This is a genomic window from Undibacterium hunanense (assembly GCF_014284335.1).
Classification (GTDB): Bacteria; Pseudomonadota; Gammaproteobacteria; order Burkholderiales; family Burkholderiaceae_D; genus Undibacterium; species Undibacterium hunanense.
In genome coordinates, this window is record NZ_JACOGF010000009.1 from 121819 (window position 1) to 137637 (window position 15819).

At 53.2% G+C, this 15819-nt stretch carries 16 protein-coding genes; 1 reads left to right on the plus strand and 15 read right to left on the minus strand.

Annotated elements, in window-relative coordinates; genetic code table 11:
• Positions 1 to 14: 14 nt before the first annotated feature.
• From H8L32_RS17625 to zigA, 8 genes are read right to left on the minus strand one after another with little or no spacing between them, the layout of a single operon-like run.
• A complete protein-coding gene (locus H8L32_RS17625) occupies positions 15 to 698 on the minus strand; it encodes a DUF3299 domain-containing protein (RefSeq protein ID WP_230412287.1) in 684 nt (227 codons plus the stop codon).
• Between the two features lie 35 nt (positions 699 to 733).
• Positions 734 to 2008: an ABC transporter permease gene (locus tag H8L32_RS17630; RefSeq protein ID WP_186948576.1), complete on the minus strand. Its 1275-nt coding sequence runs from the start codon at positions 2006 to 2008 to the stop codon at positions 734 to 736.
• Positions 2008 to 2727: an ABC transporter ATP-binding protein gene (locus H8L32_RS17635; RefSeq protein WP_230412288.1), complete on the minus strand. Its 720-nt coding sequence runs from the start codon at positions 2725 to 2727 to the stop codon at positions 2008 to 2010. The genes H8L32_RS17630 and H8L32_RS17635 overlap by 1 nt, the downstream gene beginning before the upstream one ends.
• Entirely contained in the window at positions 2721 to 3263 is a 543-nt protein-coding gene (locus H8L32_RS17640) for a DUF2796 domain-containing protein (RefSeq protein ID WP_186948577.1), read from the minus strand. Before H8L32_RS17640 ends, H8L32_RS17635 begins: the two co-directional genes overlap by 7 nt.
• 31 nt (positions 3264 to 3294) lie before the next feature.
• The gene (locus H8L32_RS17645) at positions 3295 to 4668 is read right to left on the minus strand and encodes a dihydroorotase (RefSeq protein ID WP_222619403.1); all 1374 of its coding nucleotides are present in this window, start codon (positions 4666 to 4668) and stop codon (positions 3295 to 3297) included.
• Positions 4665 to 5594 (minus strand): GTP cyclohydrolase FolE2, encoded by a 930-nt coding sequence (gene folE2, locus H8L32_RS17650; RefSeq protein ID WP_186948578.1) that lies wholly within the window; start codon positions 5592 to 5594, stop codon positions 4665 to 4667. Before folE2 ends, H8L32_RS17645 begins: the two co-directional genes overlap by 4 nt.
• A 14-nt stretch (positions 5595 to 5608) precedes the next feature.
• Complete coding sequence (locus H8L32_RS17655) at positions 5609 to 6040, minus strand: 6-pyruvoyl trahydropterin synthase family protein (RefSeq protein WP_230412289.1); 432 nt, start codon at positions 6038 to 6040, stop codon at positions 5609 to 5611.
• The gene (gene zigA, locus H8L32_RS17660; RefSeq protein ID WP_186948579.1) at positions 6033 to 7325 is read right to left on the minus strand and encodes a zinc metallochaperone GTPase ZigA; all 1293 of its coding nucleotides are present in this window, start codon (positions 7323 to 7325) and stop codon (positions 6033 to 6035) included. The genes H8L32_RS17655 and zigA overlap by 8 nt, the downstream gene beginning before the upstream one ends.
• 626 nt (positions 7326 to 7951) lie before the next feature.
• Between zigA and H8L32_RS17665 the strand changes: the two genes are divergently transcribed.
• Complete coding sequence (locus H8L32_RS17665; protein WP_186948580.1) at positions 7952 to 8323, plus strand: nucleotide pyrophosphohydrolase; 372 nt, start codon at positions 7952 to 7954, stop codon at positions 8321 to 8323.
• Between the two features lie 62 nt (positions 8324 to 8385).
• On the opposite strand, the gene H8L32_RS17670 is transcribed toward H8L32_RS17665, so the two are convergent.
• The 7 genes from H8L32_RS17670 to H8L32_RS17700 all read right to left on the minus strand — a co-directional run bounded on the left by H8L32_RS17670 (position 8386) and on the right by H8L32_RS17700 (position 15806).
• A complete protein-coding gene (locus H8L32_RS17670; RefSeq protein WP_186948581.1) occupies positions 8386 to 9582 on the minus strand; it encodes an MFS transporter in 1197 nt (398 codons plus the stop codon).
• A 162-nt stretch (positions 9583 to 9744) separates the two neighbouring features.
• Positions 9745 to 10194 carry a hypothetical protein gene (locus tag H8L32_RS17675; protein ID WP_186948582.1) on the minus strand — a complete coding sequence of 150 codons (450 nt, stop codon included), beginning with the start codon at positions 10192 to 10194 and terminating at the stop codon, positions 9745 to 9747.
• Between the two features lie 223 nt (positions 10195 to 10417).
• Entirely contained in the window at positions 10418 to 11059 is a 642-nt protein-coding gene (locus tag H8L32_RS17680; RefSeq protein ID WP_186948583.1) for a hypothetical protein, read from the minus strand.
• Between the two features lie 363 nt (positions 11060 to 11422).
• Positions 11423 to 11923, minus strand: a complete 501-nt coding sequence (locus H8L32_RS17685; protein WP_186948584.1) for an EVE domain-containing protein — start codon at positions 11921 to 11923, stop codon at positions 11423 to 11425.
• A gap of 2 nt (positions 11924 to 11925) precedes the next feature.
• The gene (locus H8L32_RS17690) at positions 11926 to 12288 is read right to left on the minus strand and encodes a VOC family protein (RefSeq protein ID WP_186948585.1); all 363 of its coding nucleotides are present in this window, start codon (positions 12286 to 12288) and stop codon (positions 11926 to 11928) included.
• A 241-nt stretch (positions 12289 to 12529) separates the two neighbouring features.
• On the minus strand, positions 12530 to 14542 hold the full coding sequence (locus H8L32_RS17695; RefSeq protein ID WP_186948586.1) for a flavin monoamine oxidase family protein: 2013 nt from the start codon (positions 14540 to 14542) through the stop codon (positions 12530 to 12532).
• A gap of 70 nt (positions 14543 to 14612) precedes the next feature.
• Positions 14613 to 15806, minus strand: a complete 1194-nt coding sequence (locus tag H8L32_RS17700; RefSeq protein ID WP_186948587.1) for an FAD-dependent oxidoreductase — start codon at positions 15804 to 15806, stop codon at positions 14613 to 14615.
• Between the last annotated feature and the right edge of the window lie 13 nt (positions 15807 to 15819).

A 15819-nucleotide genomic window follows, 5' to 3' on the forward strand; every position in this document is an offset into this window, starting at 1 on the left:
TGCCTGCAGCCGGTTCATTTTTGTTGTTCGTTTTTTCGTACATAGGGTGTGACACTCATCCCCGTCAGGCGATAACCCGCACTGCCCATGGAGGTGTCGCTGCGTGTGGTTTCCAGCACGCCCGTCACCCAGACTGCATCCATCATTTGTATCTTGGCCGGTTTTTCTAGCGTGACATCAATGATCTGGTTGGCCGGTGGTGGTGGCGTGTGGATGCAACCGCCAAAGTAGGGCACCAGCAGGAATTGCCTGAGTTTTCCACGCTCACCATCCAGCGGCACGATGAAGCCGGGGATTTTTATGTGTGTACCATTGAGACTGGGTTCAACCGGTGCCTTGTCCCATGCTTCACGCATGGCTTGCAAGGCTGCCATGGCGCGTGGGTCACCATCATTCAAAAAGTTCATGTCCAGGTTTTTGAAGTCTTTGCTCGGATCCCAGTTTTTGGGGATCAAGGCTTCCCAGGTAATTTCCTTGAAGCTATCGCTGGCTGCAGCAGCCGGCGGGGCTGCTGATTTTTCTGGCGCTGGTGCTGAAGCTTTTTTCTGCGGCAATCTTTCGCCCAGCTTGTATTGGGCACTTGCTTCTGCTGCTTTGGCGGATGTACTGCCAGACATCAGCAACCAGGCAGTCAGCATGAATAACAACAGGCAGGTGCTGCCCAGCCAGAATTTGTAACTAGATGGAGATGGTTTCATGATTTTTCTATCGCTTCCTATAGTTCCTATAGTTCTTACAATCGGGGTGTCAGGCCATCGGCCAGAGAGTTGCGGTAAGCGAGCCAGGCCGGGACCAGGCTGGCCAGCATGCCAGTCAGCACCACCAGACCCAAAAGAGGAATTTCTGTCATGTTGATCAGGCTGGCTTTGATCAGGATGCCGTAATGCATCTGTATCCAGTTTTTGCCTGCCAGTGTCAGCACATCCAGCAACAGCAGGCCACTGATTGCACCGGCGATAGTCAGGCCCAGGCTTTCTGCCATCAGCATGAAGAAAAGATGACCCGGACCTGCACCGGCAGAACGCAGAATCGCCAGTTCGCGACGGCGTTCATTCAGGCTGGCCAGCATGACTGCCAGCAAGCCCGCACTACCCAGCACCACCAGCAGTGAAGACATCGCCAGCAAAACCCGCTCCATGATGCTGATGACTTGCCACAACTGGTCCAGTGCTACGCCAGGCAAGACCGCCAGCAAGCTGTCTGAGCTGCCGGTATTGATTTGTCTTTGCAGGCGAAACACCGTGCTGCGGTTATGCAGGCCCACCAGGACGGCGGTAATTTCCTTGGGTTGCAGGTCAAACTTGCGTGCATATTCTGCGGCGATGGAAAACCCCGGAACCGGCGCGCCGCCCTGCCAGTCCAGATGAATAGCCTGCATCGATTGCAGGCTGATATGCACGCTGCGATCTACCGGCGTGCCAGTGCGCGCCAGGATGCCGACTACCCTGAACGGTTTGTCGGCATGCTCAGTCAGTGCCGCGTCGCCGGTGCCATGGCTGAGTGTGAGTTTGGTGTCTATCTGGTAACCCAGGCTGTCGGCCACGTCAGCACCGATGACTGCGGCAAACAGATGGTCTGCTCCATCGCCAAAAGCCTGGCCCTGTGCCAGTTGCAGGGCTTGTCCATCGCCATAATGGAAGTGCCTGAAATAATCAGCCGTAGTCCCCACCACGGCAAAACCGCGATGCGAATCACCCAGTGACAAGGGGACGGCCCAGGCCACGACAGGATTCTTTTGCAGGTCCTGATAGCTTTGCCAGGAAATATTATTGGTCGCTTCGCCTATGCGAAAGACGGCATACAGCATCAGTTGTACCGGACTGGTGCGGGCACCTACCACCAGGTCAGTGCCAGAGACGGCATGCGAAAATCCCTCGCGTGCGTCATTGCGCAGTCTTTCCACTGCCAGTAGTAAACAGACGGACAGGCTGATGACGAATAGCATCAGCCCCAGTGTCAGGCGGCGGTTCAAGGCACTTTTCCAGGCAAGTTGCAAAAAATAAGGCATCAGTGTTGCTCCTTGATACTTTGCAAATCCAGCTCACGCGTGAAGTGGCTTGCCAGACGGTGATCATGGCTGACAAACAGCAGGCTGCTGCCATGGCTGGCGCATTGCTGCAAGATGAGTGCGATGAAATCTTTTTGCCTGTCGGCATCCAGTGCCGAAGTGGGTTCATCGGCGATGATGATTTCTGGTTGACCTATCAGCGCGCGGGCCGCAGCGACACGTTGTTGTTGGCCTATGCTGAGGCCGGTAACGGTGCGCTGATGCAGGCCGGCATCCAACCCCAGAGTGTGCAGCAAGGCGGCAGCGGCAGCATGTGGGTTGCCGTGCGCCTCGCTGGCACGTTGACGGCGTCTGGGGGACAGCCGGCAAGGTAACAAGACATTGTCCAGCATAGACAGGTAGGGGATGAGGTTGAACTGCTGGAAAATAAAACCTGCATGATCGACGCGGAAACGATCCCGCGCTGCGCCGGACAGCGCACCCAGGTCTGTACCCAATACGGTGATCTGGCCACGTTGTGGCGTGATGATGCCGCCCGCCAGTGACAGCAGCGTGCTTTTACCGCTGCCACTGGGGCCATATAAAAATACGCTTTCGCCGCGATTGATACGCAGGTCTGCTATGTGCAGACAGGGCGGTTGTCTGGCCTGCCAGTGAAACAGCACATCGCTGAAACACAGGGCCGGGCCAGTGTCTGCATCCTGCATTGACGTCACCATGTCAGCAGGCGCTGTTTGGTCGTCAGTGTGGCTGCCGCCTGTCCGCGTGGGCCAGCCATTTGCGCTTCCACCTGCCGGATGGCGGGAAAGGCATCAAACAGGCTGAGTTGCAATGACTTTAATGCAGCTACCCTGGCGCAGGTGTATTCATACTCGGCATGCAGGTTGGCGTGTTCATCCTTGTTGGTGCTGGCCTTCTCGGTTGCCTGCAGAATGGGGGCCAGCAATTTTACGGTACTCAGTTGGCAATCGGCTTCGGCTGTGAGTTTGATCAGCGTGGCTGGCTTGTGCATCAGATCAAGCAAATCCCTGGCAGTCTGTTTTTGCTTGTCGGTACGTGGTGCATGTTCAAAGCCCAGCAGATTGTCCAGCGGGCTGTCAAATTCCAAAAACAGCTTGCTGCCATCCTGCGCCAGCGACAGGGTGGCAACGCCATGTACATGGGCTTCATGGGCTTCGTGCGCTTCATGGGCGCTGGCCCATGCTGTCAGTGACTGCAAAAAAGTGAAGAGGGCGATGGGTATCAGTTTTTTCATGTGAACTCCTGAGGGTATGGCTATCATGTTTTTACCGGGAAAAAGCCAGAGCCTGTCCATGGCAAGGCTCCTGCAACTGGCCCTGATGCCAGGCAAGCTGACCAGAAACAATGGTGGTATTGACGCGGTAATGGAAACTTTCCTGCTGCAAGGCAGACCAGCCACAGCGATACAGCACGGGGCTGGAGTGCACGCTCTGGGCAAGTTGCTGGCGTTCCAGCAAGACCAGATCTGCCCAATAACCTTCGCGCAGATAACCACGGTCCTTGATGGAAAACAGGTCGGCGACGCGATGACTGGTTTTTTCAACGATGGTGCATAAATCCATTTTTCCGGTTTCGTACAACTGCATCAACAAGGGCAGGGCATGCTGCACCAGTGGCAAGCCGGAAGGGGCTTCAAAATAGTTGCGTGATTTTTCCCGCCGGGTATGTGGCGCATGGTCGCTGCCGATGACATCTATGCGGCCATCTGCGACTGCTTCCTGCAAGGCCTGGCGGTCTGCCGCTGTCTTGATGGCAGGATTGCATTTGATCAGGTTGCCCAGGCGGGCATAGTCTTCATCGCAAAAATACAGATGTGCCAGGCAGGCTTCGGCAGTGATGCGTTTGTCGGTTGCAGAACCCGCATCAAACAAGGACAGCTCGCGCGCAGTACTGATGTGCAGTACATGCAGGCGGGTGTTGTGACGGCGCGCCAGTTCCACTGCAAATGAAGATGACAGGTAGCAGGCATCTGCATTGCGTATCAGCGGGTGACAATCGGGTGGCACTTCGCTGTGCTGGCGTTCATAATGCTCGCGGAAGCGGGCTTGCTGGTGTTCTATCGTTGGCGTGTGCTCGCAGTGCGCGAGTAAAGGCGCAGGGGCAATGCGGAACAGGCGTTCCAGCACGACCGGATCATCCACCAGCATTTGCCCTGTCGATGCGCCCATGAAAACCTTGATGCCCGCTACCGAATTTGGATCAAGCGCTGCGATGGTGTCGAGATTATGGTGACTGACGCCAAAATGAAAACCATAGTTGGCCACGGAGTTGCGTGCTGCCAGCGCTTTCTTGCGTTCCAGTTCATCCACGTTCAGCGTGGGGGGCATGGTATTGGGCATGTCCATGAAACTGGTGATGCCACCGGCCACAGCAGCCCTTGATTCACTGGCGATGCTGCCCTTGTCGGGCATGCCGGGTTCACGGAAATGTACCTGGTCATCGATCATGCCCGGTAACAGCCAGCGGCCTTCGGCATCGATTTGTATGTCGGCATGTTGGCCCAGATGGTCGATATGGCTGGCGATGCAGGCAATACGGCCCTGTCGTATCAGCATATCGACGGCCCTGATCTGGCCTTCATTGACCATCATGGCATTGCGGATCAGGATGACTGGCAGCGCTGCGGTCTGGGTTGTCATGACCAGTCTCCGGCAAATAATGGGGCGCCTGATCGGCTTTGTGCATAGGCATCATGCGGATGCAGGCTTTCCAGGTGCCGTACCCGTATTTCTGCATTGTCACTGAGACTGCTCACTGCATGCTGCAAGCGTCTGGCAGCATCTTCGACATACATCAGGTTTGCCCCGTTGCGTTTGGCAAAGGCTTGTTCATCGACGCGTTTGACGGCAGTTTGTACCGGGGTTTGCAAACTGTCTTCCAGCAGATTGATGAGAGGCAGTATGCCAAATTCTGTTGCGTCTGACGGCAATAGCAGGCTGACTTCGGCAATGCTGCGTTGACTGTGCGGGGTCGCCAGCGTGCTGTTGATGTTGAGCCAGTCAGCCACTTCGGTGGCAGACAGCGTGTCACGCTGACCCAGCGTGGCCATAAAGCCAGCACTGATCAACTGGCGGCTGAGTGCGGCAGAGCAGGGACAGGTAGATGAATACAAGACCGACACGCCCAGTTGCAATTGCAAAACTCCGGCAATCAAACGGATATCCAGCCTGACCGGATACGACCGCCAGCCTGCCAGGTGCAGGCTCAGCAAGGCCGGGCGGCGATGCAACAGATTAAAGCTGATGCTGACACGCGCACTGTCGGTGCCGCAATCATGGTGACTGTTGACCATTTCCCGCAGCAAGTCATGCAGGCTGGCAGGACGCAGGCTTTCTATGTCGGCAAAACTGTCGAGCAAGAGATACAGGCGCGACATGTGTATGCCCTTGATGTCGGGGTCAGGCAGGTTGACCTCGGCATTGATATGCGCGTGAACAGGATGGCCCTGACTGATCTCTGCCAGACGCAGCGGCATTTCCACACCCTGCATGCCAACCCAGTCCAGTGCACCGGGCAGGCTGACGATGCCATGTCGGGCGACGTCAGGTAATTCTTTGCTGTTCATGATGTGCTGTTGCTTCATGGATTGATAGTTGCTGTAACTGTGGTCTGGTTTGGCGTGTTGCTGCATGTCAGACTGCAGGCGTCGCCTGTCATGCCGCGTTCAACACTGACCTTCACCAGCGCCGGCAAATTTATCTGCAATTGTTGCCAGATATAGGTGCACAGGTTTTCCAGCGTGGCCGGGCCCAACCCCGCAACTTCATCGAGAAACCGGTGATCGAGTTGTTGACGCACATTCTGCATATGTCTGTCCAGCACCGCCAGGTCAAGCAGCATGTTGCTGTCTGGCGCAAGCTGGCCTTGCAAATGTACGCTGGCGCGATAGGTGTGACCATGGATGCGCTGGCTGCTGTCCCCATGCAGGGGGCGCTGCAAGGTATGCGCAGCTTCAAAAACAAAGCTTCTGGACAGGGTATACAGCATTGCGCCAGGCGGAACATCAGGCATGAATCAAGACCTCATGCTGTTTGCTGAGATTAGTGTCTTCGCCATTACTGTCCTCATCAACATTACCGTCGTCGCCATCGTCGTCGCTATGTAACCAGGATGGAAATGGATCGGCATAGCTGGCCCACAGCACCGGTCCTTCTGCCATTTCGGCTGTCGTCAACAGACAGGCATCTAGTGTTGCCTCTATGCTTGTCTGATCCATGTCCATGCCGATGAAAACCAGTTCCTGACGACGGTCGCCATGCGGTTCTATCGATTTGCTGAGAATGTGCTGTTGATAATCGGGGTCTTGCGGCCATTCAGACTGACTGACGGCAGACCACCATAATCCGGCTTCGTGATGACGGCAGATGCCACCGGCTTGCGACCATTCACCCGCGATATCCATGCGTGTGGCCAGCCAGAAATAACCCTTGGAACGCACTACGCCCTTGAAGCCCTGATGAATGCAAGACCAGAAACGTTGTGGATGAAAAGGCCTGCGGGCGCGATAGGCAAAGCTGCGTATGCCGTACTCTTCACTTTCCGGCACATGTTCGCCGCGCAGTTCTTTCAGCCAGCCTGGTGCTGCCGAGGCTTGTTCAAAATTGAAGCGACCCGTATGCAGGATGCGTTCCAGCGGGACCTTGGAAAAACTGGCCGGCACGATGTCGGCACGCGGGTTCAATGCCTGCAACATGATACAGAGCCTGGCGTAATCATCAGCACTGACCATGTCCGCCTTGTTGAGAACAATCACGTCACAGAATTCGATCTGTTCTATCAGCAAGTCGACGACGGTACGTTCATCATCTTCGCCCATGGAACTGCCGCGCTGGTTCAGGCTGTCGCCCGACGCGTAGTCACGCAAGAAATTATAGGCATCTACGACCGTGACCATAGTATCCAGGCGAGCAATATCGGACAAGCTGCGGCCTTCTTCATCACGGAAAGTAAAGGTCTCTGCCACCGGCATGGGTTCGGATATGCCGGTCGACTCTATCAACAGATAATCAAAGCGATTTTCACTGGCCAGGCGCTGGATTTCTATCAGCAGATCTTCACGCAGGGTGCAGCAGATGCAGCCATTGCTCATCTCTACCAATTTTTCATCGGCACGTGACAACTCGGCACCACCCTGGCGCACCAGGTCGGCATCGATATTCACTTCAGACATGTCATTGACAATGACAGCGACCCGCTTGCCTTCGCGGTTGTTGAGTATGTGATTGAGCAGGGTAGTCTTACCTGCACCCAGAAAACCTGATAGCACGGTTACTGGCAATAAGGGGTTCTGTGGCATGGCATGATGTCCTGTTTGCATAGACCAGTCTTTGGCCCATGATTAAATGCAACTTTGTTGCATTGTTGAATTAAAAAAACAGGCATTATCGTGACGCGAAACTGTCTGTAGTTACAGACAGCTTATTGCATGGGCGATAAGCCGCTGGTGGTGCTTGTGTTGACCAAGCATGTGGTCCATCTGCATGTCAGCATGCCATTGGTAAAGAACGATGACTAAGCAGCTATGTCCGTCACGATATTAGCCACGATAGCAGCCACGATATCCGTCACCACATCCGCCACGATATTCGCGACCATATCTGGCAGGCAAATACAGGCGACTTTTTAGTCCCAAACGAAAATCTATTTGCAACACAATTGCATTTTCGTATAATAATGCAGTCTCTTTTTAAATGCAACACTGTTGCAATTAAAAATAAAGTATTTCTTTTGGACTGATGCCATGGCGCGAAAAAGTGTAATGAGTCAGAGTCAGCAGAAACTGGCGGCAATGCTGGATGGGGTACGTGATGGCTGCATGGTGGCTACATGGTAGCTAGATGCGGATGATGATGCATAATGCTGTTCAGCACAAATCAGCATTTGCCTGGAAAAATCATGTCCTTACCAACGACCACTGCAGTTATGCCCCAAGATATACCAACAGATGCCAGCCTGATTGTCAGGGACAAGCTCAGGCAATTTGTGGCTGAGCGTGACTGGGGGCAATTTCACACACCCAAAAACCTGGCCAGCGCATTGACCGTTGAGGCCGCAGAGTTGCTGGAAAATTTTCAGTGGCTGCCTACCGGCAAACCGGAAGAATTGAATGAACAGGCCAGAACCGCCATCCGTCATGAGATGGCAGATGTGATGAATTATCTCATCATGCTGGCGGATACCCTGGATGTGGATTTGTTTGCCGCCTGCCAGGAAAAAATCGCGCTGAATGCCTTGAAATATCCTGCACCTCTGGTCAAAGGGGATGCCAGGAAATATACACAGTACGAGAAGTAGGAAAACCCCAGGCGTAGGAAAACCTGGGGTAGGAAAAAACCAGAGGCAGGGGAAATCCTGAATTACCTTGTCTTCAATGCCGCCAGATAAAACGCCAGCGAAGCAATCGAAAATAGCAGCAGACAGGCAAAAATGACATCAGGTGAAGAGGCGTGCTGCACCAGGCTGGCAATGATCAGCGGGCCAGCGGCTTTTGAAAACAGCGCCGGACCGGACATCGCGCCAGAAATCGCACCGTAGTTTTTTGTACCGAACAGGGCTTGCGGGATGGTGCCGCGTACGATGGTCAGTATGCCATTGCTCAAGCCATAAAACACACAGAATAGCGCGATTGCCCAGGCGTGCGTGCCAAATAATATCAGCGTCAACAGCGCAGCTGGCAGGGCGGCGAAGGTGAATTTACCCACAGTTTGCGGCAGGGCATTTCTTGCCAGCGTCATCTCACCTATACGGCCTGCGACCTGCATCGGGCCTATCAGGGCTGCCATGAATACTGCCAGCGTAACCGGGTGTCCCACCTGGCCCAGTAATGGAATCAGGTGTACAGACAGCGCAGAAAAAACGAAGCTGTTTGCAGAAAAAGCAAATGCCAGTTTCCAGAAAGTAGGATTACGCAAGGCTTCTTGCAGACTGTGACTGCGCTGTGTATCGGGTGCTGTTTTTGCTTTTGCTATCTCTACGTGAGGTACAGCTCTTTTCTTTTGCAACAGCAAATGCAGAGGCAGGCATACCAGAAGCTGGGCAATACCATAAGCCAGATAGGTGTCGCGCCAACCGATCATGCTGTTCAGTTTTTGTGTCAGCGGCCAGAACACGGTACTGGCAAAGCCACCGAACAGGGTCAGGGTAGAAATCGCCTGCCGGCTGTGGATGGTGAAATGATGGGTGATGGTGGCAAAGGCCGCTTCATACAGCGTCATGGCCATGGCCAGACCCAGTATGCTCCAGGCCAGAAAATAAATCGGCAGTGTGTGCGCGCTGCTCAGCAGTATCAGGCCCAGGCCACAAGTGGCCGAACCCATACCCATGACCAGCCTGCCGCCATGGCGGTCCAGCAGCATGCCGGAATAGGTGGCGATCATCCCCGCCACCAGCAGGCTCCAGGAAAACGCACCAAATACCAGTTCGGCGCGCCAGCCCATTTCTTTTTGAATTTCCGGTGCCAGGATGGCGATGGCGTAATACAGTGATCCCCACGACAGAATTTGTGTGACAGCCAGAATGGCGATGGTTTGCAAGGCGTGCGGAGTGTGTTTCATCGTCAAAATAAGGTGGACTGGATTGATCGCTCAGACTTTCCTGAGTGCGTTGCCAGATCAATATGCCCGGTATTCATTGCTGCGAATGAATTATGCCGGGTGTGCGTTTGGTTTGGTTTGTTTGTTTTGTTTCGTTTTATCACGGGCCCTGATGGCCTGTCATCATGTCGCAGGTTTATCAGGAGCAGTCTCATCCGGCCTTTTGCTGCTGCCTTCCAGCTTATAGAAGAGCAGGGCCATGCCGGGGGCGAAAATCAGCCACAGGAAAACCGTCCACATTTGTGACTGTTTTTCACCCGAAGTTGGCAAGGCGAGATAAGCCTTGTTGACATCGGTTTTGGAGACCATGACGCGTATGGGGGTGCCGGGTACCAGTTCATTTGGTTTCAGGCCTGTCATTCTCAGCACATGATGTGCTTCGCAACGACTGCAGATGGGGGAAATGGTATCGGCTGTTCTTTCGACGCCATTGACGATGTAAGAAAAGGTGATCTGTATCAGTTGCTTGTTAAAACCGCCGGTCACGACATAGCCTGGATTATCGTCCACACCATGCACCATCAAAACGACCGTGCCATCAATCTGCTCAAACTCGGTGTCTGGTATGCGCATGACATTGAGCTGTTGTAAATTGCTTATGCCAAGATAAATGGAAATGATGGCACAAATTACGGTGAGTGTTCTGACTATCATCTGATGCGCTCTGTGAATAAGAAGCTGGTCGCAAGCATGCCTTGCAACACAAGCTGAACTGGAATTTTAACCCCGACCGGCGACAAGTGGCGATAAATTGCATGGCCACGACCCATGCTTGTGGTTTCCATCTTTATCGTCTTTATTTCAGAGCAGGTTTTTCCGGGGATTCGGCCGGAATTTTTTTCCTGACCTGCAGATTTTGTCCCAGACTTTCAAAACTGCTGGCTGCCTGCAAATGCTTAAGGCTGATTTTCTCCCAGTCGCTTGTCGCAGTACACTTGAGCTTGTCTGTTTTTGCATTCATGGAAAAGCTGAGGTTCTTGTCTTTGCCCAGCATGATCAGGCGGCAATAGGTGTTGTCCCTGGCAGTTTCCAGCACATAGGGGTGTTGTTCATCGTCATAAAAAGCGATGTTTGCCGGTGTTGGCAAGTCTTCCCACTCATTGGCTGGCATGCTGAAAGTCTGGATCAGTTTACCGTTCAGGCTCAGGCGTTTGACGATGCGTTTCTTGTCTGAACTGGCATCCATGCAGTCTATGAAGCTGACATTGCCTGGTGCATTGATGGCCGTTGAGGACGTGCAGACATCAATGCCATGGCTATCGTGTTCAGTCATGATCCTGGCGTGGGTATCGGCAGACATGGCCTTGGCAAAGCTGACTGACCGGGCAAGCACAATGGTTTTATCGTCGATGATACTGACTTCGTCATAGTCCAGGTCTTGCCAGACAGGAAAAGAAACCAACCACCATTTTTCTTGCCGACGGATTGAATAGCTCACTGATGATTTGCTGTTGCCATTGGCTGCACCTGTCGCTTTGTCTGCCTCGTGCATTTTCAACCAGGGTAGCAATGTGACAGTCTTGCCGCCCCTGGTTTGCTCACAGCCAGTTAAACCTGGCAATACAGCAAGTACAGACAATAACAGGCCCGTGTGCAACAGGCCCCTGCACAGGAATGAAAATTGGAATGGATGTCTGTGAAATGCCTGCAAGCCGGTCTTTCTATGGAAACTGCATTGAAACTACAAAAACGCAGAAAACACAGATGTTGCCACAACTACTGGTCAACACGGCTATATTCCATGACAATGGGCACAAAAACGACTATGTGCCCAGTTTGGCTGCATTCTACAGACAAGCAGCTAAGGCAAATACAGGCTGAGCTGGCCAGTAGTACTTAACCTGGCCTTCAGTATATCCACATGCGCATCCAAAGCCAGTTCCATGTTTACCTGCATGGCGGCAGCAATGACGTCTATATCCTGACTGCTGATTTCAACGATGCCAAAGCGGAACTGGTAAGCCCAGTTGCGCACGCCGACAGAAAATTCCATTCTGTCCAGTAGCGGATGGATGGCTGCCACCTGCGACGGCAGCCACAAGACATCACGACGGTAAGGCTGAAATCCTTCCCCCATGTCCACCTGGTAAGTTGTACGTGGCTGGATGATGCCCAGCGCGGTAAACGCCTGTAGTTTGATCTTGCTGCCAAACACCTGGCTGGGTGAGTAGTAGACTACCCTATCGCCAGCTTGCAGGCGACGCAAAGGGGCAGCCTTGCCATGGCATACCTGCATGAAGCCATCGCGCTGACCACCTTGCACGTGGTCAGCCGAGGCAACTGCGATCCAGTTACGTGCCATGATCAGCCCGGGGTAAAAACGCGCAGGCGGTGACCGTCTGCATCCAGTGCTACGAAAGTGTAGCCAAAATCCAGCGCACGCGGGGTTTGCGCAATGCTCAGTCCGCGTGCTGCCCACTGTGCATGGGTGGCATCAACGGTAGCCTTGTCAGCGACGCTGAAAGCCAGTTCGCTGCCGCCAACGGCGGTGGCTGCCGGTTCAACCGTGGCAGCTGACCACAAGCCCAGCATGACACCGGAAGTGAGTTTGAACAGAGCAAAGGTGTCTGAGTTTTCTATAGGCGTCAAACCCAGCAATTCGCTGTAGAAAGCGGCGCTGGCTTGTGGACTGGAGACATACAAAAGAATATAGCCTGGATTAAACATGAAATGACACTCCTGATAATGAGATATGAGGTAAATACCTTGAGCCATGTGCTCAAGGCCTGGCCATGGTATGCCCGGCTAGTGTCAGTTTCTGTCAGTAGTGTTTTGCAGGACGAGGGTGGTGAAAACAATGCGGGCACCAGAATCCGGTGCCCGCATTGTGATTGTCAATGCATGATGGGAATGCATGGTGGAAATACATCACGGACCGCTAGTTGGGCCCGTCAATTTGAGAACCTGCTTATTTGCCCGAGCAGATAAAGGGATAATGGGTGTTGTCTATCAGCGGTATGACACCGAAGAAATCATTCAATACCGATTCGGCCGTGCAGTAAGCGCCTTCTACCCAGGCCTGGTCATTTGAATAGGCTTCACCGACGATGAAGATATTGGTATCTGCGCCCGGTATCAGTTGTGAAGGCTTGCGGATTTTTTGCTGTACGTCGCCAATATCATAATGCGCAGCCCAGGCATGATAGCCGGCATTGAATGGCGGCAGGGACCAGTCTATATAGGCGGCGTCCAGCGGTTCCGGCACGGCAGTAAAATCAGCATTCGGGCCGAAATGAATATTTGCCAACTGCTTGCGCACCATCTTCAGCATGCGTGGCGGCAGCTTGCGCGGACCTTTCAGTGGTTCGGTGTTTTCAGATATGGGTATATGCCTTTGCTCATCCGGCCCCAGTTCCAGTTCTTGCCAGAAGGTGGTGAACATTTCATCGTCATAGGCGGCCAGCAGGCCGTACACCGGTTCCGCCGTCTTGTCGGTGGCATTGTTGCCAAAATAGACTACCATGCGCACCGGATTATCCGTGACGCTGGGGCCTATGGTATTGCGTGTTGAGGCTGCCAGCAACTGTTCTTCCTGTGGCACGGTCAGGCGCTCCTGCAGGCGCTGCTCCACAACTTTCAACAGGCTTTCGGCGCTGGAATACGGCGTGTTCATGATCTCTGCCTGAGCATCTACTGCCGGTCTGGCAATTTTCAGCAAATACCTTTCAGGGAATTGCTGTTTTTCCAGTGTTAGCAAGACATCCTTGGTGACTTCATAGCTGGTCAGTTGTGGTGCATAGCTGGCCTGGGTCAGCCACCACGGGTCTTTGAAAAACATGCCTATCTTGTACGAAGGCTGCATGATGGATGCTTCCATATACAACTGCACTTTCTGCGCGTTCAATACATCCAGCCCGGCATGGCTTTCATAGCGTGTCGCCTGTGCCACCAGTTCCAGTGCATAGCGCGGCATGGCCAGCCAGGCGGCATCGGTGGTGCCACTGGCAGATTTCTTGTTCGGGTTATCGCGGTTGGCGATGTTGTAGTGGATGACATGATCGATGTCGAGTATGGAATGCAGACGGCGGTTGGGTTGGTAATCAAAAATTACACCCTTGTCTTTTGCCAGTTGTTTGACGGTTTCGAACAGGGTCTTGAACATGCCCGAATAACCGGTCGTCAGGGTTTTGTATTGGTTGCCGGGTGTGAATTCATTATTGGCCTGGAAAGCCACTGCGGCATTCCAGTTGATCACATTCGATGTATAGCCATTACCATCGGCAGCATAGTTATAGCCTTCAGAACCCAGTTGGTCAAACATCAGGTTCCAGTATCCGATATCCTTGAGTTTATCGCCTTTCTGGAAGATGGATGATTCCGGCAATTCAGCCGTGATTTTGCCATGCTGGTAAAAGTGATCCCATTCACGCCGGGTTTGTGGCCCGGTAGTGGCGGTGACAGCCAGGTCTTCAACCACAGTAAACCCCTGATTCGGCGACAGACTGGCAAGATAGTTGTTGGCGTTATAGGGTGCGGGGTTACGCGAAGTCACATCTTGCAGGTAGAAATTTTCGCTGCGCAGATAATACAGGGGATTGTCAGATTCATTGAAGGGAACTGAATACTGATCCAGCCCCAGCTTGGCAATCACGGTTGTCACCAGTCTGTGGCCCGGTGCCTTGCCATTATTTGCATCCTTGGCTTTACTATTCCACTCCGAATAGCGCATGCCACCCAGTTCCACATAGGATTTGCCGGGGTCATCCTGATAATGCCAGGTACAGACGCGGGCACCCGGCGCGCGGCTGCCGTGGTCTTCTTTGCTGAAATCGTACTTGCCCCAGTCAAACAGTTCAAGCTTGTCACCTTTGAGCAGCAGCTTGTGGTGTTCATGTTCCCTGGTTTGTCCGCTTAACAGACGCCAGGCAGTGTACAGGCCAGCTGCGCCGGCCCCGAAGATGGAATAGGTTTTGTTTGTCATGATGTCGTGTCGCCGTTGTTGTTGAGTCGATGAGTGCTATCGTGAATGCTGGCTTGGCTGCTCATTCCCATTATTTCAATTGCGTAAAATATTTGTAACCGGTGGAAAAATGCGAGATGTCAAATGGCGTGTGGCCATCCAGGGCCAGGTCGGCCAGTATTTTTCCCAGCAGTGGTACAAATTTTCCGGCCCAGCCTGTGGCATAAATCACGATGTCCTTGTGTGCGGGCACATAGGCTGGAGCAAAATCAACCAGCAATTCCTTGTTGGGGATTTTGCTCAACGCCACCAGACAGGTGGATGTGTAATGCGGTACCGGGTCCAGGCCCGACATATGGTTTTTGACCCACTCTGCCGAGTAGGCCAGCTCTTGCGGATTGGGCACCAGGCTGCGTTGTCCGGGAGAGTCAAGCGGTGTGATCACGAAATCAGATGCAACCCGTATATAACCAGGATAATTCCAGCTGACTTCAGGGAAACCATAAAACTGGTTGCCATTGCTGCCCACAGGATTTTGAAACACGAACCAGGTCGGGTATTGAACCTGCGGTGAAGTCTTTTTATAAAATGCCGATGCCATATTCCAGTAAGTGGCGGCAACCTGAAACTTGAGCAATTTGAAAACAGCATCAGCATACGGCCCCGGAACCAGCACCAGTTTTTTTGCCGTGAAATTGCCCAGTGGCGTAGTCACTTCAAACTGATCATAGCGATGTTCTATTTTTGTGACTGGTGCTTCTTCCTTCAATGTCACCAGGCTGGATTTGCGATTCCAGTTGTACAGGGTTTGCTGGGTCGCCTTCAGATCTATGCTGGCGCCCTGGGGCTGGAACAGACCTGTGTAGGTGGATGGCAGATCCTTGAAATGGTATTGACTTTCAAGCTCGCTGGCGCTGACGGTGGTGTAAGGGACATTCTGCGCTTTCAGGGCAGTTTCTGCCTGTTTGATATTGCCCTCGGTCGAATGCACATCCGGGTCACCAAACCACAGGGTACCGACTTCATCCATCAGCGGTACCGGTGTCAGACTTTGCAATTCATCCCAGAAAGGGATGGATTGTTTGACCAGCTTGACCATGTATTCATCGGGGTAAGGAATGCGGAACTGCCTTGAAACTCCGGCAGAACTACCCAGTTGATTGATGAAGGTAAATTGTTCAAGCACCAGGGTAGTGACCTTGCGCTTGCTTAAGTGCCAGGCGGTTGACAGACCCATGGGGCCACCACCGATGACGATCACATCGAAGTGTTTGTCACTGTTCATAGCATGTCCTCTC